Genomic DNA, 20,136 nt, shown 5'->3' on the forward strand with positions numbered 1-20,136 from the left:
GCGGGGGCGGGCCGTGCTGGGGCATGCGTGCTCCAACTCGTGCGGGTGGCCCGGGGAGGCCGGATGGGGACGGAAGGGGGAGGGCGGAACGGACGGAACGGGGACGGTGGAACGGGACGGAAGGGGGACGCGGGGACGTGCGGGGACGGGAGTGGACAGAGGGGGACCGGGGCGGACAGTGGTGGACAGGGGTGACCGGGCTGGGGTTCGTGCTTGATGGGGAACGCCAGTCTTCGCCAGGCGATCGACCCGGGGCTACTCACCGGTATGACAACTTGGCGACCGCTCAGGCGCGAGGATGTGTCGACAAGTGAGCGTCAGCCGCGCCCCGTCGGGCGGACCCGTCCGCGAGCCACCAGGATCCCGCCGACCAGCGCGAGCAGCGCACCGAGCAGCCCGGCCACCGCCGGAACGACGCTGCCGAGCAGTTCCAGCCTCCTGCCGTCCGACGCGGCCAGCTCCACCTGCCGGCGCTGCGTCGCCTCGGTGAACGCGATCCGGTCGCTGGAGAGCAGCACGACGGCGTCCTCGTCCGCCTCCGGCGCCCGCAGGGTCTTCCGCGGCCCGATGGCCGCGTACAGGATGCGACCGGTGGGCTGGTCCACCACCAGCTCGATGCCGGTGTTCTCGTACCACTCCTCGGCGAGGACCTGCGGCCGCTCCGGAAGTCCGACGAGCTTCCCCGGGACCTGGCGCACGCCCGTACGGGTAGGGGGGACGGTGCCGGTGAAACGCAGCCCCCGGTGCCCCTGCACCGTGCCGGGGCCGACGTGGCGGAGGAGGACGACGCCGCCGAGCGTGCCGTCCCACCAGCGGTAGTCGCGCCGCTCGACGTCGAAGGGGAACTTCAGGTACGCCTCGCCGTCGAAGACGGGCGACTCGCCGCAGCAGTGCGCCGGCTCGTTCGTCCGCCGGTCCGTCACCCACCGCTCCAGCGACCACTGGAGCGAGTCACGGGTGTCGGACGCGGGCAGGGTGGCGTCGGTGTCCACCGACGTCGACACGTCCCACACGGCCTTCCCGCTCCGCACCCCGTCGGCGACGGCGCCGCGGACCTGCCGGGTGATGGTGATCCGCCGGCCGTCCACCGTCTTGAGCAGACCGGTGTCGAAGTGGCTTCCGGTACCCGTGAAGACGGTCGTCGTGTCGACGTCGAGCGGAGTGCGTTTCGCCTCCGGAAGCACGTGCGCCACCAACAGCGGCGCGAGGACCAGCAGAAAGACCCCTGCTCCCAGCAGGATCAGGGACAAGGGCGAAGCGGTACGGCGCATCCGGGACTCCTGGTTCGAGAACTCTCACGGAGACGCACGGACCCCAGGACCCGGTCGAGGTCCTTGTGGCCGAAGACGCTAGGCAGCCCTTGACGAGATGTCAATGTCCTGTCAAGACTGTCGGTCGGCGTGGGGGCCGGCCGGGAGGGGGGACGTCTCCAGCGAGGAGCTGACCCGACACCATGCGCAGACTGATCGCAGCAACAGCAACCGTCGTGATCGCCACGGCGTGCGCCGTGGGCGCCTCCTTCGGGATCGTGTCCCTGCTCGACAGCGTCCCGGAGCAGCCCAACGTACCCCTGGTCACCTACGAGACCACCCCGGCGAGCCGATGACCCGACTCGCCTGGAGTGAGGTGCCCCGGCCGCAGATGGACCGGTTCGCCGACGTCGCACTGGCCGAATCGGCCACCCTGGCCCACGAGATCCTCCGCGCCATCCGCCAGGAGTTCCCCGAACTACGCCTCGTGGAGGACGAGTCCGGCGAGCCGAAGGCCCTCGTCGGGATCCGGCGGGCCATCGAGGGATTCGTCCACCACCTCGCGTCCGGCGCCGCCGACCCGCGCGTGCCGTCCGAGGTCTTCCAGGAGTTCGGGCGGGGAGAGGGCCTGAACGGACGCAGCCTGGACTCCCTCCAGGCCGTCTACCGCCTCGGGGTACGCCTGGCCTGGCGCCGGTTCGCCGAGATCGGCCAGCAGGTCGACATCGCCGCACCCGCCATGTACGAACTCGCCGAGTCCGGCTTCAAGTACCTGGACGGCCTGGTGGAACAGTCGGTCCGCGGCTACGCCGAGGCGGCGGCCCGTCAGGAGGGCGAACGCCTGCGGCTGCAGCGCCGCCTGATCGACCGGCTCCTGTCCGGCCCGCACGCGGACCCCGCCCAGTCCCTCGGGGAGCGCGCCGCACGGATCGGCTGGGAACTGCCGGCCACCGTCGCCGTCGGACTCCTCGTCCGGCCCGCGCGGGAGGCCGTCGCGCCCGCCCTCGGCCGGGGGATCCTCCTCGACATGGAGAGCGAACAGCCGCGCCTGGTCATCCCCGACCCGGACGCCGCCGGCCGCGCCGACCACGTCCGCCACGCCACCGCCGGCTGGTCGGGCGCCATCGGCCCCACCGTGCCCCTCGCCCACGCCGTCGCCTCCCTGCGCTGGGCGGAGACAGCCGTCGCCCTGACGGAGGAGGGCCTGCTGCCGCACGGCGAGGTACAGCACTGCACCGACCGCATGGAGGAACTCCTGCTGCTCCCCTCCCGTGATCTCATCGACGCCGCGGCCGCCCGGTGCCTCACCCCCCTGAACGACGTCGCCCCCGCCCAGGCCCGGCGCCTCGCCGACACGCTCCTGGCCTGGATCGAGACCTCCGGCGGCGCCCCCGAGGTAGCCCACCGCCTCGGCATCCACCCCCAGACCGCCCGCTACCGGCTCCGCCAGATCCGCGAACTGTGGGGCGAAACCCTGGACGACCCCGACCGCCGCTTCGAACTCCTCCTGGTTCTCCGCTCCCAACGCCTCCGCACCGCACCGGACCAAGCCTCCCCGTAGCCCCGCCGGGCCGGGGAAGACGCCCGGCCCGGCGCGGTGCGGCCGCCGGTGGGATCAGCGAGCCAGGAAGGCGAGGATGCGCTCGTTGACCTCCTGCGGCTTCTCGGAGAGGAGGAAGTGTCCGGCGCCTTCGATCATGGCGCCGTCCGATCCGGGCGGGAGCATGGCGACGAGTTCGGCGAGCGTCGCCTCGTCGACCACGGGGTCCTCGGTTCCGTGGAGGTACAGGGTGGGCTGGGACGGCAGCCTGTCCAGCACCCGGGCCATCTCCCAGTCGGGGGTGCCGAAGGTCGCCGCCGGGAAGTTCTGCCGGTAGAGCTCCAGACCGAGGTGGAGCCTCTCCGGGGTGTCGAGTCCCTCCTTCATCGCCTTGCGGTCCTCGGTGGAGTCGTAGCCGGGGACGGTCCCCGTCCAGTGGTTCCAGAGCCAGTCGAGGTAGGCGAGGTCGTTGGCCGCGACGACGGTGTCGGCTAAGGCCATCTGGAAGAAGTAGAAGTGGACGTACCGCTCGATCCGCTCGGGGTCCGCGCCGTTCCGGTCGTAGAACCGCAGCGGCGGGACGTCGTTGACGACCACCTTGGCCCACCGCTCGGGCGAGGCCGCGGCGGCGCCCCACGTGGTGAAGCCGCCCCAGTCGTGCCCGATCAGGACCGCGTCGGGGCCGCCGCCGAGCGCCTCGTGGAGGCCGTTGGCATCGGCGATCAGGTCGGGAAGGCGCATGCTGCCGTCCGGCGGCACCTGGGAGGGGGCGAACCCCCGCATGGTGGGAACGACGGCGTGGTAACCCGCCTCGGCCAGCGCCGGCATGAGGTAGCGGTACAGGTGAGGCGTGTCGAAGCCGTGCAGCATCAGGGCCAGCGGCCCTTCTCCTGCTTCGACGTAGGCCAGGTCCAGGCCGTTGACGGTGATCCGCTTGTGTCGCATCTCAGCTCCTCGTCTTTCTCCGAGAACGTCTAAAAAGAACGTTCTAACTAGTCGGAAGCTAGCACGGCGTCCACGCGGCCCACAAGCTAGAACGAACGATCTATCCAGTAAGCTCTGGCGTATGGCGAACACACCACAGCCCGGCACCCGGGAGCGCATCGTGCGCGCGGCCTCCCTGCTGATGCAGCGCCAGGGGTACGAGGGCACCGGCATCAAGCAGGTTGCCCAGGAGGCCGCCGCCACGCTCGGCTCGGTCTACCACTTCTTCCCCGGTGGCAAGCAGGCGCTGGGTGTGGCGGCGGTCCAGCACGCCGACCAGGAGTTCGCCGACATGCTGTCGACGTCCCTGTCCGCGGACGCCGACCCGGCGAAGGCCATCGCCGCCTGCGCCCGCGCGCTCGCCGACCACCTGCGCGACTCCGCCTGGATGGACGGCTGCCCCATCAGCGCCACCGCCCTGGAGACCACCGGCCGCGTCCCCGACATCGAGCAGGCCGTCGCCCAAGCCTTCCAGCACTGGCGCGACCTGGTGGCGGCCACCCTCCGCGAAGCCGGACTCCCGGAAGGCGACGCGCGCGACCTGTCCCTCACCGTCATCAGCACCCTGGAAGGCGCCGAACTCACCGCACAGGTCTCCAAGAGCGAGAAGCCCCTGGTGGTCGCGGGCGAGCACCTGGCCCGACTCATCGACTCCTACAAGGCGTGAGAGCCACCCCCGCGCTCCGAACAGTGGGTTCGAGCAGGGGCTCGCACACCGCGTGGGCGAGAGGGCGGGCGCGCGGGCCGTCCGGCCCCACGACGACGTCGGCCTCCAGGACGACCACGAGGTCGTGAGAGGCCGACGTCCTCACGGGTGCCCGAACCGACCGACAGCGCCCGTCACTCCTCGGGGCTCCAAGGAGCTCCCGCGCCGACCGACAGCGCCCGTCACTCCTCGGGGCTCCAAGGAGCGCCCGAACCGACCGGCAGCGCCCGTCACCCTGTCCACCTCCTTGGTGGCGAGCGGGGTGGTCGTGCGGGCGATCCGGCGATCCTTCGTCACCAGGCTCTTGTCCTGATACGGCGGGGCGACCGGTCCGGTGACGGGCGAGTCGGCGAGAGCGGCGACGACCCTCTCGATCCTCCGCTTGGCGGCAGGATCGTCGATCCCCTTGGCGGCCTTGATCGCGAGGGTGAGCCGGTCCCCTCGCTCCTTGGGGAAGTGCCGCTCCATCAGCGTCAGCTGCTGTGCCTTGGCCGACTGCGAGTCTCCTCCGGAGAAGTCGTTGTCGGGGGCGGCGCCGTAGCCGAAACCGGCGAACACCCCGGCGATCACACCGACGACCCAGGCCAGCAGGACCAGCCGGCGCCGCCGGAAGCAGAAGCGCCCCAACTCCGCCAGGGTCCCGCCCGTGCGGGAGTTTCGGTTGCCGTCATCGTCTCCACAAACCCCAGTCCCGGTCCCTGTCCCCGCCCGTGGCCCTGTTCGTGTCGCCCCTCTCTCACTCGCACGCACGCTCGCAGTCGGGGCGGTCAGCCGGTCAGCCGGTCAGCCGGTGCGGCGGGAGCGGATCAGGACCGGCCGGCCGAGGACCATCGAGATCGGCCCGGACACCACGGCCAGGGCGCCCGAGCCCCCCCGAGCGCGGTGCCTGCGCCGGCGGCAAGCACGTAACGGACGGACATGAGGTGCTCCCTCTCCTCGTACGACTTCTGCTGCTGGTTCTCGCCCGATCTTGTCCGCCGGCCCCACCGCCGGTCGTCCCGCAGGCGGACGCACTTCGCGCTGCCGCCGGCGGCGTACGGGGCTACCGCGGGCGCTGTACGAGCCGTTCACGTACCGCGGGCGCGGGAGAGAGGCGTGCGCGGCGCAAGGCCAGAGGTTCCGCCGGTGGCAGAACAGCGACCGAACCGGGCTCGACGATCACTACAGTCCCGTCTCATGACGACGATCACGACGCGTACGGTCCAGTACCCGGCGGACGGTTTGACGATGATCGGACACCTCGCGCTTCCGGCCGGTGCCGACCGCCGGCCCGCGGTGCTGGTCGGGCCGGAGGGCATGGGACTCGGCGACGTCGAGCGTCGCCGGGCCGATGCCCTCGCCGAACTGGGTTACGTGGCGCTGGCCTTCGACCTTCACGGCGGGCGCTATCTGGGCGACCCCGAGGAGATGCTGGCCCGTTGTATGCCGCTGCTCGCCGACCCCGACCGGATGCGGGGCATCGGCCACGCGGCACTCGACGCCGTCCGCACCGAACCGAGGACCGACCCCGACCGGATCGCCGCCATCGGCTACGGCACCGGGGGCGCCATCGCACTGGAACTCGGGCGCGACGGCGTCGACCTGCGCGCGATCGGGACGATCAACGCGACCACCACGGGCCGACCGGGCGAGGCAGCGCGCATCCGCTGCCCGGTGTGGGCCGGGGTCGGTTCGGAGGACCCGATCATGCCGCCCGCGCAACGGGAGGCGTTCACCGCGGAGATGCAGGCGGCGGGCGTCGACTGGCGCCTCACGGTCTACGGCGGCGCCTTGCACGCCTTCCACCACCCCCCGGTCGACCACCCCACGGTCCCCGGCGTCGGCCACCACCCACAACATGCGCGGCGAGCCTGGCGCGACATCGTCGACCTGCTCACCGAGTGCCTGCCCGTGACGGCGGATCCGCAGACATGACCAGGCACCGACCCGCTGCGTAAGGCGGCTGACGCAGCGGACACGGGGCGAGCCTGCCGAGGCCGGGGGCGCACGCGTCGCGCCCTGGTCAGCGCGGCGGGGATGGTGGTGTCCGGGCCGGACACTGACGCTCTGCGGTCGCTCGACGGCTTGTGCTCGGTGACCAGCTCGACGAACGCGCGGGCAGAGCGCTCACCCGATGCACGGCGCGGGCGCGAGGGACTTGCTGACGGCGCGGAACTCGGCGTTGCATTCGCCCTCGCTGACGATGGAGTCCCGACTCCCCACTCGCTCGATCAGCGCGAGCCGCTGCTCGGGCGCCGGGCGACCCGGTGGGTCACCGTTGCGCGGGTGTCAGTCTGGGCGGATGCCTGCACGCCGATCCCGCGCTCGTCGATCGGTGCGGTGATGACGGCTTTGCCGGCCGAGGAAAACGGGGGTCTCGGCGAGAGGCTCGTATCCAGTCTGCGGGCCGCTTCGCTCCTCACGAGCGGCCGGCCGCACGGCGTGTCACGACCACACCCGCACCCCGTCACCGGGCACTTCGGCGTAATCGGCGAAGTCTCCAGGGCTGGGGCTCACTCATAAACGGTGGCGGCCTGCAACGCTCGGGCGAGGAAGGTCCAGTCTCCTTCCTCAGGGAGCTGCTTCCCGAAGCTTCGATACCAACCCGGCGAGTCGTCCACCCACGCCGCGAGGGCCTCAAGAAAGCGATCGAGGCTCTGGTTCTCCCATTCTTGTCCCCGGCTCAGGTAGTCCTGGTGCAGTTCTCGAACGACGGCGACCAGGTCCTCGCTGCTGCGAACCTCGTGGTCGGGGGTGGGGGTGAGCGGCATGGAGTGAAGGTACCTCGCACCTCCTCCGCTCGACGATCGAGAGGAGCAGCGGGCTCATCGGCCTACCGCTGTTCGGAGAACCGGTCCACGGCGCCGGCCCCCGCAGGAGTCTCCGCTTCAATGGGGACTGAGCGTGTTCTCACCCGGCCAGGTGAGCATGACAGGCTGCGAACCGCATCGCGGTGGTTGAACCTTCTCCCACGCCCCACGACAGTGAACCCAACGATGTTGGATGGCGGCATGACGAGACGCAAGAAGGGGCAGAAGAAGCGGCCCGACTTCGGCGTTCCAACGGGGGTCATCCTGTTGGCGACGCCGGAGGGCCGGCGCACCAGCGTCCTCACCGCGGAAGGCGGAATGCTCTGCGGGGGCCTGGACGTTCCGATGAGAGCCGATCCGCAAGAAGCGCGCGCCGCGGCGGCGTTGGTGGTGGCCGAGCTCGCGCGCGACTTCCACGGCGCGGACATTGAGGTGAGGTGGGATCCGCCTCGCGAGCCTTGGTCGTGGACCGCCCAGGTCACCCTGGCCGCCGAGGGCGAACCGCCTTCGCCGCGCAGCGAGGGGTGAGGTGCCCGCTGACGGGGCGACCTCAGCCGGTCAGCCTTGGTACCCGTCCTCGTTGAGCCGCACCGCTGTCTTCGCGGGATCGAACAGTCGAAAAGCGGTCCAGCTTGGTGGCAGGGCCTTGCCGTGTGTATGCGCTTCTCCATGACGCGCCAGCCCCGTCCCCAGCCGGTGTCGGGGCCTGCGGCCTGCGGTTTCGGCACCGCTTCCTGTGCCGGAGGCATCCCCTCCCCGCAGCCCCTCGGAGGTGTCGTCCGAGAGGCTGCGGCTTTCGGCAGGGGTTGGCTGCGCCGGGCTTTGACGCCTGTGCGTAGGTGGATACGGCGACGCGCCGCGGGGCATCGTCCGGTTGCGGCGCGACGGGAGGCGCTGTCAGCCGGGGAAGGAGAAGTAGAGCGCGTCGCTGTAGAAGGACGCGAAGTGGGGCTGCCAGTCGGCGCGGAGAGAGGCCAGCCAGTCGTCGTTCTGGCCGGCGATCGCCGCCTCGGCCTTGGCGACGGCGTCGGGGATGTCCTCGGATGCCAGACGCCACACGCTTGCTGCCGGATCGTCATCCGTCATCGAGACGATCTCCCCGGTCTCGAGGACGAAGTACTTCGCCTGCTGCTTCTCCAGGTGGGCGGTGGTTCTGGCGACGCAGTCGGCGAACTCGGTGTCGTCCTCCAAACCCTTGCCGACCGCGCGCAGGAGGTCGCGGAGCAAGGCCGTGCCGGCGGCGTAGTCCGCGGCGATCCCGATCGGAGGGTTCCAGATCATGGACGGGACAATCGTGGTCCCGCGCCCCACCAGGAGCTTGTGCGCGAGAGGGATGTCCCAGTTGTGCTCCGATATGCATCGGATCTGGCGGGGGAGTTCCGCCTCGTTCGGCATCGAGTCTGCGGAATAGAGGTACGAGCGGTTTGCCATGGAAGTGACGCTAGCACCGGGGTCTGACACTGCCCGGCGCGGCCGATCCTCCCCTACGGGCGATGCCGACGGGTCCCGTACGCAGACCGCGGCGGGGCGGTTCTGGGGCGACTCCCGCCGGTGCCCTGACGCACGCCCTGCGCACGGCTTCTGAGTACCGCGCCCGCCGCCACAAGCCTGACCGGTGCCGGCGGCGAACCGATCGTCTTCTCTCCACGGCCCACCGGTCGGCCGAGGTCGAGTTCGGCGGCGAGTCCAGCCGTCATCAGTCCTGCGCCGCCCTTCCCCACCCGACAGCCCCTTCACGCGCCGGGCGGTGCGGCGGTGGGGCGGAGGGCGTCGGCGACGTGGGCGACCTGCGCGGGATGGGTCAGTTGGGGGTAGTGGCCGGCCCCGGCGATCTCTGTCACCGGGAGGTCGACGGGCTCGGTCAGCGGGTCCGTCGAACCCACGACGATCCGGACCGGGACGGTCACCCGGTCGAGCAGCGCCCGCCACCGGCGGCGCTCGGCGGCGTCTGCGCGGAGGGACGCGGTCACGCGTCGCGCCACCCCGGGGCGCCTCAGGTCGGCCGCGGCGCTCCGCGCCTCCGGTCCGTCGGGGACGCCGAGCGTCCGGGCCAGCCGAGGGGCCGGCATGCGGCGTAGCAGCGGAGCGGCCACGACGGAGCGGGCGAGCCGTGGGGCGGGCGCCTGCAGGAACGCCGGGGAGACGAGGACGAGGCCGCTGAGGCGGTCCGGATGGTCGACGGCGAAGCGGACGGCGGGCCCGCAGGCCAGGGAGTGCGCGACCAGCACCGGCCGGGTCCGCACCGGGCCCATCAGGTCGGCCAGCCACACGTCGATCGGTTGCGGCGAGGGGGCCGAGCGGCCCAGGCCGGGCAGGTCCGGGGCGAGTACCGGGCCGGGGAGGTGGGCCGCGACGGGCCCCCAGAGGTCGCCGTTCATCGGCAGGCCGTGCAGCAGGACGTGGGCGGGGCGTTGCCGGTCGCCGGTCACCCAGGTCGGAGCGCCGGCGACGGTGTGGAAGCCGTACGGGCTCCGCCAGGGCGACGCGGAACCGAAGCGGGCGGCCACCAGGTCGTCCGCCCAGGTGCGCAGGGCCTGGTGCACCGGAGGCATCTCCAGACCGGCGCGCGCGGCGAAGGCACGGGCGGATGCCGTCGGGTAGCGGTCGGCGGAGAGGAACGACAGCGTCTCGGGGTCGGCACCGGTCAGCCGCGCCGGCAGCCGGCGCAGCAGCCCGGCGGGAATGGTCCGGCGCGGTGCCCGTACGCCCATGTGCGCGGCCATCGTGCCGATCAGCTCGGGCAGGAGCGGGGTGTCGTCGTCGAGCACCCAGTAGTGCTCGCCCACGGGCGCCGCGGGGATCTCCGCCAGGAACCGCACGAAGTAGTCGACGGTCGTGACCGGCAGGAAGGTGTCGGAGCCTCCGGGCAGCGCGGGGAGCCGCCCGTTCCACAGGTCCTCGACGAGGGTGGCCAGGCCGATGTACTGGCCCGGCCCGATGACGGTGCTCGGGTTGGCGACGGTCAGCGGCACCGACAGCGCCTCGGCGCGGGCGCGTACGGCGAGGTCGCCCTCGAACTTCGACGCCTCGTAGGCTCCCAGCCCGGCGTAGTCGGGGTGACCGTCGGCCGCGCTCACCCGGTACCCGCTGATGTGCACGAGCCTGCGCAGCCGGGGCAGCGTGGCGGCCCATTCGACCACGTTCAGCGCGCCGTCGACGTTCACCGACCGTGCCTCCCGCTCGCTGAGGCCGAAGGCGAAGCGGCCGGCGGCGTTGTACACGTCCCGCACGTCGGGGAGCTCCGCGAGCGGTCGGGTGATGTCGGCGGTGACGATCTCGAGCCCGCGGAGGTCGACGCCCTGGGACGTCAGCCACGGGGTGAGGGTGTCGTCGCGTACGGCCGCCGCCACCCGCCGGCCCCGGGCGAGCAGCTCGGCGACGAGGGAACGGCCGATGAAACCGGTCGCGCCGAAGACGATCGCGTCCATGGAACTCTCCTCGAATAGATCGGTCTACATATTTTCGGGACAGAAAAAGAGACCCGCCGGTGACGGCGGGCCGTGTGTCGACCGGCGTCAGCCGACCAGGGCGCCGATCCGGCGGGCGACCCGCTCCAGGGGCTCCCTGCTGCGGTGTGTCCGGGCCAGCAGGAGCGCCCCCTCGACGAGGGCCAGGATGGTGACCGCGAGGTCGTCGGCGTCCGGGTGGCCTGCCAGACGTGCGCGCAGAGCCGCCTCCCATGACGAGTAGACCTCCGAACACGCCTCCTGCAGCGGGTCGTTGGTGCTGGCCGTCTCCAGTGCGACAGTGGCCACCGGGCACCCCTTGTGCCACCCCGACGCTTCCAGCCGCTCTCCCAGGCTGCGCAGGACCGCTTCGACGAACTCCGCCACCGACGTACTGGAGTCGGCCAGCCCCTCCAGCTCGCCGCCGATCGCCCGCCCGGCCCGCCGGACGGACTCGCCGACGAGCTGGTCCTTGCCGCCGGGGAAGTGGAAGTACAACGAGCCGCGCGGCGCGCCGCTGACCGCGATGACCTGGTTGAGTCCGGCGCCGAGGTAACCCCCGGCTTCCATCAACTCCTGTGTCGCGTCCAGCAGTCGGTCGCGCGTCTCGGCGCCCTTCAGTCCCATGAGTGCACTGTAGACCGATCTACATATTCTCTCAACGGGTGGCGGGGCGTCAGTCGACCGAGAGCAGGTCGACCACGAAGACCAGGGTCTCGCCCGGCTTGATGGCCGGCGACGGCGAGCGGTCGCCGTACGCCAGGTGGGGCGGGATGACCAGCTTCCGCCGGCCGCCGACCTTCATGCCCCGCACGCCCATGTCCCAGCCCTTGATGACCTGTCCGGCGCCCAGTGTGAACGTGAATGCCTCGCCGCGGTTCCACGAGGCGTCGAACTCCTCCCCGGTGGAGTGGGCCACGCCGAGGTAGTGGACCGACACGTCGGATCCCTTGGTGGCCTCGGCCCCGTCCCCGACCACCACGTCCTCGAGGTGGAGGTAGGGAGACGGCCGCCCCTTTGGGGTGTCGATCTCCGGTCGCTCCAGGGTCATCACGCGCTCCTCGCTCTCGTCGCCGACCGACCCGCTGTCGACCGGCATGCCTGAGTGATCACTCTCGCACGCCGCCCGCCGGGAAGGTGACGGAACCCGGCCCGGGGATCTCCGGCGCGCGCCCGCGGCCGGGCGCGAGGGTCCGCGTAGGCAGGGCGTCGCGTCCGCCCCGTCCCGTCGGCCGGGGAGAACGGTGGCGGGAGCGGTGGCCCAGCGCGGGATGCGTCTCTCGCCTGACGGCCGTCTCGATCGAACGGTGATGGCAATCGGTCATCTTCGATGCACGGAAGGTGAACACCGGGAGCCATCAGCGGGGGCGCCGGCCTGAATCTCCAGGTGTGATCCCAAGTGGGCGGGCCTGCGTCAGTGCGCCCGAGAGGCGCCCCGGGTGCGACGAGCAGCCAGAACGACCGGTCGGTCGCCGGACATTGACGGCTTGTCCGTAAGTAGGCCCTCGACGTGCGGGCGGCCTTCGTTCGCGACAGTATCCGCGGTGCTGGACCGTAGAGCCGCAGAAATCTTCTGCGGATTCCCTTCTCTTCGAAAGTGAGCTCTGCCATGCGCCACCGCATCGCCGCCGTCTCCGTCTCCGCCCTCCTCGTCCTCGCCGGCTCCGTCGGCGTCGCGGAGGCCGAGCCGGAGAGCCTGTACGCCCCGTCGGCCCTCGTGCTGGCCATCGCCCAGGGCGACGAGCAGGCCGCAGTGCTCCGGGCGTCGACCCTCAGCTGCGCACCGACGGCCCAGGGCACCCACCCCGACCCCGAGGCCGCCTGCGCGGCGCTCGCGGCCACCTCCGGCTCCCTCGACCGCCTGCTGACGGCCCCGGCGCCCGACCGCCTCTGCCCTCTCCACTACGACCCGGTCACCGTCACCGCCGACGGCGTGTGGGAGGGCGAGCGCATCGCCTGGAAGCACACGTTCTCCAACACCTGCGAGCTGTCCGTCACCCTGAACGGCAACACCGTCTTCGCTTTCTGAGACCGTGTCGGCGGCGTCGACGCTGCGCGGGTCGTGAGGGCACCGGCGGTCTCCTCGCCCCCTCTCGTCCCCGCGGGCGCGTCCGACCGCGAGGCTGCGGGCGGGGCCGGTGCCCCACGGCTCACGGGCCGACGAGGGCGTCGATGCGAGCCAGCTCCTCGGCGTCGAAGTCGAGGTTCCCGATGGCGGCCACGCTGTCGTCGAGCTGGGCGGTGCTGCTCGCGCCGATCAGGGCCGAGGTCACGCGCCCACCGCGCAGCACCCAGGCCAGGGCGAGTTGCGCCAGGGTCTGACCACGGTCCTCCGCGAGGGCGTTCAGGGCGCGCAGGCGGTGCACCAGGTCCCCGGTGACGGCCTCCCGCTGCAGGAAGGGGCTGTCGCTCGCCGCCCGCGAGTCGTCGGGGACGCCGTTCAGGTAGCGGCCGGTGAGCAGGCCCTGCTCCAGCGGGGAGTAGGCGATGGAGCCGACCCGGAGGTCGTCGAGCGCGTCCAGCAGGCCCTCGGTCTCCGGACGCCGGTCGAGCAGGGAGTAGCGCGGCTGGTGGATGAGCAGCGGGGTGCCGAGCTCGCCGAGGATGCGGGCGGCCTCGCGGGTCTGCTCGGCCGAGTAGTTGGAGACGCCGACGTAGAGCGCCTTCCCCTGCTGCACCGCGGAGTGCAGGGCGCCCATCGTCTCCTCCAGGGGAGTCTCCGGGTCGAAGCGGTGCGAGTAGAAGACGTCGACGTACTCCAGGCCCAGGCGGTTCAGGCTCTGGTCCAGCGACGACAGCAGGTACTTGCGCGACCCCCACTCGCCGTACGGGCCCGGCCACATCAGGTATCCGGCCTTGGTGGAGACGATCATCTCGTCGCGGTGCCGCGCGAAGTCCGACCTGAGGACGTCGCCGAAGGCGGACTCCGCGGCGCCGGGCGGCGGGCCGTAGTTGTTCGCCAGGTCGAAGTGGGTGATGCCCAGGTCGAAGGCGCGGCGCAGGATGGCGCGCTGGCTGTCGGCCGTACGGTCGGGGCCGAAGTTGTGCCACAGGCCCAGTGACAGCGCGGGCAGCTTCAGGCCGCTGTTGCCGGTACGGCGGTAGGGCATGCGGGCGTATCGGTCGGGGTGTGCGGTGTACAACACGGCTCCATGAGGTCGAGGGGTGCCGGCCGCCCGTGCGGCCGGGGCCTGCCTGGATCAATCTGCACCCACCCAGGACCATCGGTCCAACAGGAGAATCCGATGGAATTCAGCGGATACGCTTCTCAATCATGGAACTGCGCCACCTCCAGCACTTCGTCGCCGTCGCCGAGGAACGGCACTTCACCCGGGCCGCCGAACGCCTCATGGTGTCCCAGTCGGGCCTGTCCGCGTCCGTCCGGGCGCTGGAACGGGAGCTGCGGGCACCCCTGTTCGTACGGACCACCCGCCAGGTGACCCTGACGGAGGCCGGACGGGCGCTGCTCGGCGAGGCCGAGCGGATCCTGGCCCAGGTGCGGACCGCGCGGGAAGCGGTGGCCGCAGTGCAGGGCGTCCTGCGCGGAACGCTGACGCTGGGCACCGAGCAGTGCATCGCCGGCGTGTACGCGGCGGGGCTGCTGGCCGCGTTCCGCCGCCGCCACCCGGACGTGGAGATCAGGCTGCGCCAGTCCGGCTCCCTCGACCTGGCCGAAGAGGTCTCCGGCGGGCGTCTCGACCTGGCCTTCGCCTACCGCACGTGCGCCGACTCCGACCAGTTGCGCTCGGTCCCGCTCGCCACCGAGCCGATGACCCTGCTGTGCCACCCCGAGCACCCGCTCGCGACGGCCGGGGCGGCCCTCGCCCCCGCCGACCTCGCCGCGGAGGTCTTCGTCGACTTCCACCCCGACTGGGGTCCGCGCCGGGCCACCGACGCGGCCTTCGCCGCCGCGGGCGTACGGCGCAAGGTGGCACTGGAGGTCAACGACGTCCACAGCCTCCTCGACCTGGTGGACGAGAACCTGGGTGTCGCGGCCGTACCCCGGCACTTCCGCCGGAAACGCGAGACCCTCCGAGCCCTCCCCATGAACGGCGTCGCCGACACCGTCTACGAAACCGTGGCGCTGCTCCCGCCTCCAGAGGCCACCAGCCCCGCGGCCCGCGCCTTGATGGCGCTCCTCCGACCGTCCTGACGCCGCGGCGCGCAACTCGCCGTCGTCACCCACGGCGATCACGACGCCCAGCACGTCAGACGTCCCGCCGCCGTCCCGCCCGACCCGCTGGCGACGGTCGTCGTCTCCTCCGGCCACGGCGTCCGCAAGCCGGACCCCACCCTCTTCGAGGAACGCTCCGAAGCCCGGCCCGCGGGGCGAGAGCGGCACGCTCCGTCGTACGCGGCCGAGTACACGTGCCAGGGGGTGTCAGGCGGGGCCGGCGAGCGGCGGGTGGTCGAGCACGCGGGGCTTGTACTCGACCAGCTGGATGCGGCCGTCGAACGTGCGGTGATCGGTCATGTCGAGGGCGACGTCCGGGTAGCCGTCGTAGATGCGCTCCTCGCCGGTGGCCCCGGTGATCACCGGGAACATCACGACCCGGAAGCGGTCGACGAGTCCGGCTCGCAGCAGGGAGCGGCTCACGCTGAGGCTGCCGATCGTGCTGAGGAGTCCCGAGCCGCCCTCCTTCATGGCGCGGACCGCCTCGACGGCGTCGTCGCGGACGAGCGTGCAGTTCGCCCAGGTCAGGGGCGCTTCGAGGGAGGAGGAGAACACCACCTTGGAGGCTTGCGTGAGCTCGTCGACGGACGCTTCCTCCTCGGGCCTGAACTCGTCTTGTCCCTCGGGGACGACGCCCGCGGCGAAGCCCGACATCAGGCGGTAGGTGTTCGCCCCCATCAGATAGGTGGCCTTGGGCTGCTCGCCGAGCCATGCGAGGTACTCCGGGCCTTCGAGGCCCCAGAAGCCGGGCCATCCCTGTCCCGATGCGTATCCGTCGAGGGAGGTGATGAAGTCGACGCGAAGCTCCGACATGGCGGTGTCCTTTCTGGCTGTCACGAGCTTGGACCGTCCGGGAGACGCAAACTCATCGGCCGAGCGACGTACGGAACCGGATCGCGGTAGGAGGGTCTTCAGCGTGGCGGGTCCAGGCGTCGCGGAAGCCGGCTGCGACGCGGGGGGTGCGGCCGGTCGGCGGATGCGCGTGAGGCAGGACGGGTTCGGGCAGGGGAGCGACACCTCTCTCGGCAGGGCAGGGGAGGAGGCGGAGTTCCCGGAGCCGGAGCCGGAGCCGGAGCCGGGGCCTGGGGAGCCCCGCTGCTCCGAGCGCGCCTCGGGTGCAGCCTCTGTCGATGCTCTGCGAGCGTAGAGAGGGAGCCGACAGGAGAGCTTCAGGCCCGCCGGGGCGGTCGCCCCGACAACCCGATCGGATGCGCGGTATGCGCGTGTCGGCTGCCTGAGACGAGCGGGTCCGTCCACGGGAGACAAGCGATCGCCGGCATGTCGAGGTCGTGGATCGTCGACCGTAAGCTCGAACTTCCTTACGTGCCGTGGGCGTTGGCCGACCTCGTCCTCGCCGCGAAGGATCAGCGGCGGGGCCCGGCCGGGCGCGCCGCCGCGAACCATCGCCCCGGCCCGCCCCGGCCGGCGTTCCCGGCGCCGAGGGCGATCGCGTCGGCGTCCGTCACGCGCCGGCGGACTCTCCGGCCCCGGCGGCCTCCTGGGCGAGGCGGTCGAACTGGGCGCCCATCGCGGCGGCGAGGGCCTGTGCGGCGGAGAGCGGCCGGACCATGACGGTGAAGTCGTCGATCTTCCCTTCCTCGTCGAAGTGGAGGAAGTCGCAGCCCTGGATCTGCCGCCCGTCGACGGTGGCGGTGAACACGAGGGCGTGGTCGCGGCCGTCGGGGTTCGCGATCTCGCGCACGTACGTGAAGTCCTCGAAGACCCGCATGACCCCGCGCAGGATCGCGGCGGTGATCGCCTTGCCCGGGTACGGCTTGAAGGCGACCGGGCTGGTGAAGACGACGTTCTCCGCGAGGAGCGCCTCGATGGCGGCCTCGTCGCGGTTCTCGACAGCCTTGCGGAACGGATGCACGGCAACCCCTCTAGTCAACTAATTTAATAGACGCATCGGAGGGTAGGCTGGAGGGGTGCCCCTGTCCATACCCCGCGCAGGGTCGACAGCCGAGCAGCCGGGAACGAGCGCAGAGGTGAGCGGGCTCCGGTCGTTCGGGTGTCGGCCTGGCAGGCCGACAGCCCGGGAACACGTTGCCGCTTGTTCGTGACGGACCCCCGCTGTCCGTGGTTCGCCGCTCGTGCCGGCACGTTGTGGCTCCTGGTCGCAGGTGACCGGGATGCCGGGGGCCTGGTTCAGTCGGTGGTAGGAGGGTGGGGTGCGCCCGCCGCGCGGCGGTACTCGGCGTTTGATGCGCTGGGCCTCTTCGAGCCGGTCCTCGAAACGCTGACCGGCAGGCGGCCTCGACGGGGGCGCCCTGGCCGACGAGTTCGCGGGCGCGGGCGGCGATGCGCAGTTGATGGCGGGAGTAGCGGCGAAGTCCGCCCTCGGAGCGGAGCGGGGTGATCAGCCGGCTCGTTCTCCGAGGGTGACGCCGCCGTCCGCAGCGCCGGTACCGGCGCTGCGGACGGCGGGCGGGGCTTCCTCCCCGGGGTCGGACCTGCGGCCGTCAGGCCGCTGGGGGTGTGCCGAGGAGATCCGGCGTCCGCCGGATGTGGTCGGTGACGGCGGCCCGGGCGGAGGCGGCCGGCCGGGTGCCGCACGTGAAGCCGAGTCGGGTCATGGCCCGCAGGACCTCGTCGGCACTGAAGTCGCGGCGGTCCTGGCGCGTGACGACCGCGCCGACCTGCTTGGCGGGGTAGTCACGGCGGCCGATGGTCACGAACGGGCCGGAGACGGGCTCGGGCACGACGCCCTTCATCGTCTCCAGGACACCGCTCTTCGTCAGCTCGAACGGGAAACGGGCGATCACGCAGCGCATGGGACCTCACAGGGGGAAGGGAAGGGGCGCGTCGGGTGGGCGTTCCCGCCGCGGGCGGTCAGGGGCGGGGCGTGGTTCCCGCCGGGTCGAGTTCGCTCAGGCGTACCCGGTCGGTGTACGCGGGGCTGGCGCGGAAGCCGGCGAGCTGGGCCCGGGTGACGAGACCGGTACGCCGGCCGTCGGCGTCGAGGATGACCAGGCGTGCGGTACGGGCCCCGCTCATCACCGCCAGGGCGACCTCGACGGTCATGTCCGCCCAGACGTGCGGTTCGGCCGTCGCCTGGGTGGACGGCTGCGTACGGGGTTGCGTCGGTGTCACAAGCGGCTCCTGGTGGGGGTGGGGGACGTCAGGGGTGCTGGATCCGGTGCTGGATCCGGTGTCAGGGCTGGACGGGTGTCATCCGCCGCGGGGAGGGGCCTGGGACGTGGCCGCCCGAGGGCGTTCGCGCGCCCGTGATGCGGTGCAAGGCCGCCTCGCCGGGGCGGATCGGGGTGATCCGCGGCCGGACGCCCGCTTCGGACATGAGGCGGGCGGTGGCGCGGCGCTGGCCCGGTGTGACCAGGGTGACGACGCTGCCGGGCTGGCCGGCCCGGGCGGTGCGGCCGCTGCGGTGGAGGTAGTCCTTGGGGTCGGCGGGCGGATCGACGTTGACGACGAGGTCGAGGTCGTCGACGTGGATGCCCCGGGCGGCGACGCTCGTGGCGACGAGCACCGGCACCTGCCCGCTCCTGAACCGGGCGAGCGCGCGCGACCGCTGAGGCTGGGACTTGCCGCCGTGCAGCGCGGCGGCGAGCACCCCGCGGGCCAGCAGGTCCCCGGTCAGCCGGTCGACGGCGTGCTTGGTGTCGAGGAACATGATCACGCGCCCCGAACGGGAGGCGATCTCGGCGGTCGCGGCCTGTTTGTCGTCGGCACGGACGTGCAGGACGTGGTGCTCCATCGCGGTGACGGACCCGGCGGCGGGATCGACACAGTGCACGACGGGATCCGACAGGTAGCGGTCGACGAGCCGGTCGACGGAGCGGTCCAGGGTGGCCGAGAAGAGCAGCCGCTGGCCGTCGGCGGGCACCCGGTCGAGGAGTTCCGCGATCTGGGGCGCGAACCCCATGTCGTTCATCTGGTCCGCCTCGTCCAGGACGGTGACGGAGATCCGGTCCAGCAGACAGTCTCCCCGGACGACGAGGTCCGTGAGCCGGCCCGGGGTGGCGACGACGATCTCGGTGCCCTTCCGGAGGGCGTACGTCTGCTTGCTGAAGGGCGTTCCGCCGACGACCGTGGCCAGCCTCGACCCGACGGCGTGGGCGTACGGCGTGAGAGCGTCGGTCACCTGCTGCGCCAGTTCACGGGTGGGGACGAGGACGAGGGCGAGGGGCCGCCTGGGCGCGGCGCGGGTGCCCGCCGTACGGGCCACCAGGGCGAGGCCGAAGGCCAGCGTCTTGCCGGAGCCGGTCCGGCCGCGCCCCAGCACGTCCCGGCCGGCGAGCGCGTTCGGAAGGGTCGCGCTCTGGATGGGGAACGGCGCGGTGACGCCTTCGGCCTCGAGCGCGGCGAGCAGGCGGTCCGGCAGGTCGAGGTCGGCGAACGCCCCGACCGTCGGCGGCGCGGGGGCGGTCGGGACGGGGAGAGTGCTCTCGTGCGGCCCGCGGGCGGATTCCCCGGGGCCCGGGGTGGTACGGCGGGCGGTCGGGTTCGTGCTGTTCATGCGGGACCTTCCTCGGTACGAGGCACCTCAGGGAATTCCCGCGAAGGAACGGAACGGAAGATTTCCCGACGGCTTCGAATGGGGGCATGAAAGCTGAGCCGCCGGAAGGACGCCCGAAAGGGGGATCGGCGGATGGGGCGGCACGACGCGGAAGCAGTGGCCGGGTCGCCGGCCGCGGCGGAGCCGGAACGGAGCGGCTCGGAAGGATTCTCGTGGGGCGTACGCGGCAGGGGCCCGCACCCCGAAGGATGCGGGCCCCTGCCGTCGGTGCGTGTCAGGGTCAGACCGTGACGATGTTCTCGGCCGTCGGGCCCTTCTGGCCCTGAGCGACGTCGAAGCTGACCTTCTGGCCTTCCTGCAACTCACGGAAGCCCTGGGAGGCGATGTTCGAGTAGTGGGCGAACACGTCGGGGCCGCCACCGTCCTGCTCGATGAAGCCGAAGCCCTTTTCCGCGTTGAACCACTTCACGGTACCCGTGCTCATGACGTATCTCCTTCGAGGATCATCGGCGTCCGCGCTGCGCGGAAACCATGTCGCCGAGATGATTGCCCCGCCGGAGAAACCGGAGGCGAAAAAATAAGTGCTCCCGGTTCCTTGAGGGACTACGGGGGCACTTGAAGTTTCGGGAACCACAACTGCAACTGAAATCGACAGTAGCACGACTTCCTCCCGGAAGGCGGTGAAAATGTCCCCGCTCTTCTTGTGCGGCAGTAATTCTCGCCGCGCCGTCCACCGAATTCTCACTTCGCGCGGGTAGATATCGGCTCAG

General features: G+C 71.8%; 22 protein-coding genes and 1 pseudogene. 7 read left to right on the top strand and 16 right to left on the bottom strand.

Going from position 1 to position 20,136, the window contains the following annotated elements; all coding sequences use genetic code 11:
• Nucleotides 1-317: 317 nt before the first annotated feature.
• Nucleotides 318-1,271 carry a DUF3068 domain-containing protein gene (locus IF73_RS0130910; protein ID WP_031013819.1) on the bottom strand — a complete coding sequence of 318 codons (954 nt, stop codon included), beginning with the start codon at nucleotides 1,269-1,271 and terminating at the stop codon, nucleotides 318-320.
• A 182-nt stretch (nucleotides 1,272-1,453) separates the two neighbouring features.
• Between IF73_RS0130910 and IF73_RS41645 the strand changes: the two genes are divergently transcribed.
• Together IF73_RS41645 and IF73_RS0130920 are read left to right on the top strand one after the other, a co-directional pair.
• On the top strand, nucleotides 1,454-1,606 hold the full coding sequence (locus tag IF73_RS41645) for a hypothetical protein (protein ID WP_199806749.1): 153 nt from the start codon (nucleotides 1,454-1,456) through the stop codon (nucleotides 1,604-1,606).
• Nucleotides 1,603-2,811 (top strand): PucR family transcriptional regulator, encoded by a 1,209-nt coding sequence (locus tag IF73_RS0130920; protein ID WP_031013820.1) that lies wholly within the window; start codon nucleotides 1,603-1,605, stop codon nucleotides 2,809-2,811. The genes IF73_RS41645 and IF73_RS0130920 overlap by 4 nt, the downstream gene beginning before the upstream one ends.
• 54 nt (nucleotides 2,812-2,865) lie before the next feature.
• Here IF73_RS0130920 and IF73_RS0130925 read toward each other — a convergent pair whose 3' ends face one another.
• Complete coding sequence (locus tag IF73_RS0130925) at nucleotides 2,866-3,735, bottom strand: alpha/beta fold hydrolase (protein ID WP_031013821.1); 870 nt, start codon at nucleotides 3,733-3,735, stop codon at nucleotides 2,866-2,868.
• Nucleotides 3,736-3,856: 121 nt separating this feature from the next.
• On the opposite strand from IF73_RS0130925, the gene IF73_RS0130930 reads away from it, so the two are divergent.
• Nucleotides 3,857-4,441: a TetR/AcrR family transcriptional regulator gene (locus IF73_RS0130930; protein ID WP_031013822.1), complete on the top strand. Its 585-nt coding sequence runs from the start codon at nucleotides 3,857-3,859 to the stop codon at nucleotides 4,439-4,441.
• A gap of 141 nt (nucleotides 4,442-4,582) precedes the next feature.
• On the opposite strand, the gene IF73_RS0130935 is transcribed toward IF73_RS0130930, so the two are convergent.
• Entirely contained in the window at nucleotides 4,583-5,107 is a 525-nt protein-coding gene (locus IF73_RS0130935) for a hypothetical protein (protein ID WP_031013823.1), read from the bottom strand.
• Nucleotides 5,108-5,656: 549 nt separating this feature from the next.
• Here IF73_RS0130935 and IF73_RS0130940 point away from each other — a divergent pair.
• On the top strand, nucleotides 5,657-6,394 hold the full coding sequence (locus IF73_RS0130940) for a dienelactone hydrolase family protein (RefSeq protein WP_031013824.1): 738 nt from the start codon (nucleotides 5,657-5,659) through the stop codon (nucleotides 6,392-6,394).
• A 578-nt stretch (nucleotides 6,395-6,972) separates the two neighbouring features.
• Here the strand turns inward: IF73_RS0130940 and IF73_RS0130945 are convergent.
• Nucleotides 6,973-7,230: a DUF7660 family protein gene (locus tag IF73_RS0130945; protein WP_031013825.1), complete on the bottom strand. Its 258-nt coding sequence runs from the start codon at nucleotides 7,228-7,230 to the stop codon at nucleotides 6,973-6,975.
• A gap of 240 nt (nucleotides 7,231-7,470) precedes the next feature.
• On the opposite strand from IF73_RS0130945, the gene IF73_RS0130950 reads away from it, so the two are divergent.
• Entirely contained in the window at nucleotides 7,471-7,797 is a 327-nt protein-coding gene (locus IF73_RS0130950; RefSeq protein WP_158822200.1) for a hypothetical protein, read from the top strand.
• Between the two features lie 369 nt (nucleotides 7,798-8,166).
• Here the strand turns inward: IF73_RS0130950 and IF73_RS0130955 are convergent, their stop codons facing one another.
• The 4 genes from IF73_RS0130955 to IF73_RS0130970 all read right to left on the bottom strand — a co-directional run bounded on the left by IF73_RS0130955 (nucleotide 8,167) and on the right by IF73_RS0130970 (nucleotide 11,766).
• The gene (locus IF73_RS0130955) at nucleotides 8,167-8,550 is read right to left on the bottom strand and encodes a hypothetical protein (RefSeq protein WP_234338395.1); all 384 of its coding nucleotides are present in this window, start codon (nucleotides 8,548-8,550) and stop codon (nucleotides 8,167-8,169) included.
• A gap of 452 nt (nucleotides 8,551-9,002) precedes the next feature.
• Complete coding sequence (locus IF73_RS0130960; protein ID WP_031013828.1) at nucleotides 9,003-10,697, bottom strand: alpha/beta fold hydrolase; 1,695 nt, start codon at nucleotides 10,695-10,697, stop codon at nucleotides 9,003-9,005.
• Nucleotides 10,698-10,784: 87 nt separating this feature from the next.
• Complete coding sequence (locus IF73_RS0130965) at nucleotides 10,785-11,342, bottom strand: TetR/AcrR family transcriptional regulator (RefSeq protein WP_031013829.1); 558 nt, start codon at nucleotides 11,340-11,342, stop codon at nucleotides 10,785-10,787.
• A gap of 49 nt (nucleotides 11,343-11,391) precedes the next feature.
• Nucleotides 11,392-11,766: an FKBP-type peptidyl-prolyl cis-trans isomerase gene (locus tag IF73_RS0130970; RefSeq protein WP_031013830.1), complete on the bottom strand. Its 375-nt coding sequence runs from the start codon at nucleotides 11,764-11,766 to the stop codon at nucleotides 11,392-11,394.
• 558 nt (nucleotides 11,767-12,324) lie between these two features.
• On the opposite strand from IF73_RS0130970, the gene IF73_RS0130975 reads away from it, so the two are divergent.
• Entirely contained in the window at nucleotides 12,325-12,744 is a 420-nt protein-coding gene (locus IF73_RS0130975) for a subtilase-type protease inhibitor (RefSeq protein ID WP_031013831.1), read from the top strand.
• A gap of 121 nt (nucleotides 12,745-12,865) precedes the next feature.
• On the opposite strand, the gene mgrA is transcribed toward IF73_RS0130975, so the two are convergent.
• Nucleotides 12,866-13,858, bottom strand: a complete 993-nt coding sequence (gene mgrA / locus IF73_RS0130980; RefSeq protein WP_031013832.1) for an L-glyceraldehyde 3-phosphate reductase — start codon at nucleotides 13,856-13,858, stop codon at nucleotides 12,866-12,868.
• Between the two features lie 131 nt (nucleotides 13,859-13,989).
• On the opposite strand from mgrA, the gene IF73_RS0130985 reads away from it, so the two are divergent.
• Entirely contained in the window at nucleotides 13,990-14,868 is an 879-nt protein-coding gene (locus IF73_RS0130985; RefSeq protein WP_031013833.1) for a LysR family transcriptional regulator, read from the top strand.
• 228 nt (nucleotides 14,869-15,096) lie between these two features.
• Here IF73_RS0130985 and IF73_RS0130990 read toward each other — a convergent pair whose 3' ends face one another.
• The 7 genes and pseudogenes from IF73_RS0130990 to IF73_RS0131025 all read right to left on the bottom strand — a co-directional run bounded on the left by IF73_RS0130990 (nucleotide 15,097) and on the right by IF73_RS0131025 (nucleotide 19,850).
• Nucleotides 15,097-15,702 (bottom strand): dihydrofolate reductase family protein, encoded by a 606-nt coding sequence (locus IF73_RS0130990; protein ID WP_031013834.1) that lies wholly within the window; start codon nucleotides 15,700-15,702, stop codon nucleotides 15,097-15,099.
• A 649-nt stretch (nucleotides 15,703-16,351) separates the two neighbouring features.
• Nucleotides 16,352-16,762 carry a nuclear transport factor 2 family protein gene (locus tag IF73_RS0131005; RefSeq protein WP_031013835.1) on the bottom strand — a complete coding sequence of 137 codons (411 nt, stop codon included), beginning with the start codon at nucleotides 16,760-16,762 and terminating at the stop codon, nucleotides 16,352-16,354.
• Nucleotides 16,763-17,037: 275 nt separating this feature from the next.
• Nucleotides 17,038-17,258: pseudogene (locus IF73_RS42315) on the bottom strand (MerR family transcriptional regulator); the annotation flags it as partial.
• Between the two features lie 93 nt (nucleotides 17,259-17,351).
• Nucleotides 17,352-17,663, bottom strand: a complete 312-nt coding sequence (locus IF73_RS0131010) for an SCO5918 family protein (protein ID WP_031013836.1) — start codon at nucleotides 17,661-17,663, stop codon at nucleotides 17,352-17,354.
• A 58-nt stretch (nucleotides 17,664-17,721) separates the two neighbouring features.
• Entirely contained in the window at nucleotides 17,722-17,982 is a 261-nt protein-coding gene (locus IF73_RS0131015) for a CBS domain-containing protein (RefSeq protein ID WP_031013837.1), read from the bottom strand.
• A gap of 61 nt (nucleotides 17,983-18,043) precedes the next feature.
• Entirely contained in the window at nucleotides 18,044-19,366 is a 1,323-nt protein-coding gene (locus tag IF73_RS0131020) for a DEAD/DEAH box helicase (RefSeq protein ID WP_078868357.1), read from the bottom strand.
• A 280-nt stretch (nucleotides 19,367-19,646) separates the two neighbouring features.
• Nucleotides 19,647-19,850, bottom strand: coding sequence for a cold-shock protein (locus IF73_RS0131025; protein WP_031013839.1), 204 nt, complete (start codon nucleotides 19,848-19,850; stop codon nucleotides 19,647-19,649).
• Between the last annotated feature and the right edge of the window lie 286 nt (nucleotides 19,851-20,136).

This window comes from Streptomyces sp. NRRL F-5727 (genome assembly GCF_000719555.1).
GTDB lineage: Bacteria > Actinomycetota > Actinomycetes > Streptomycetales > Streptomycetaceae > Streptomyces.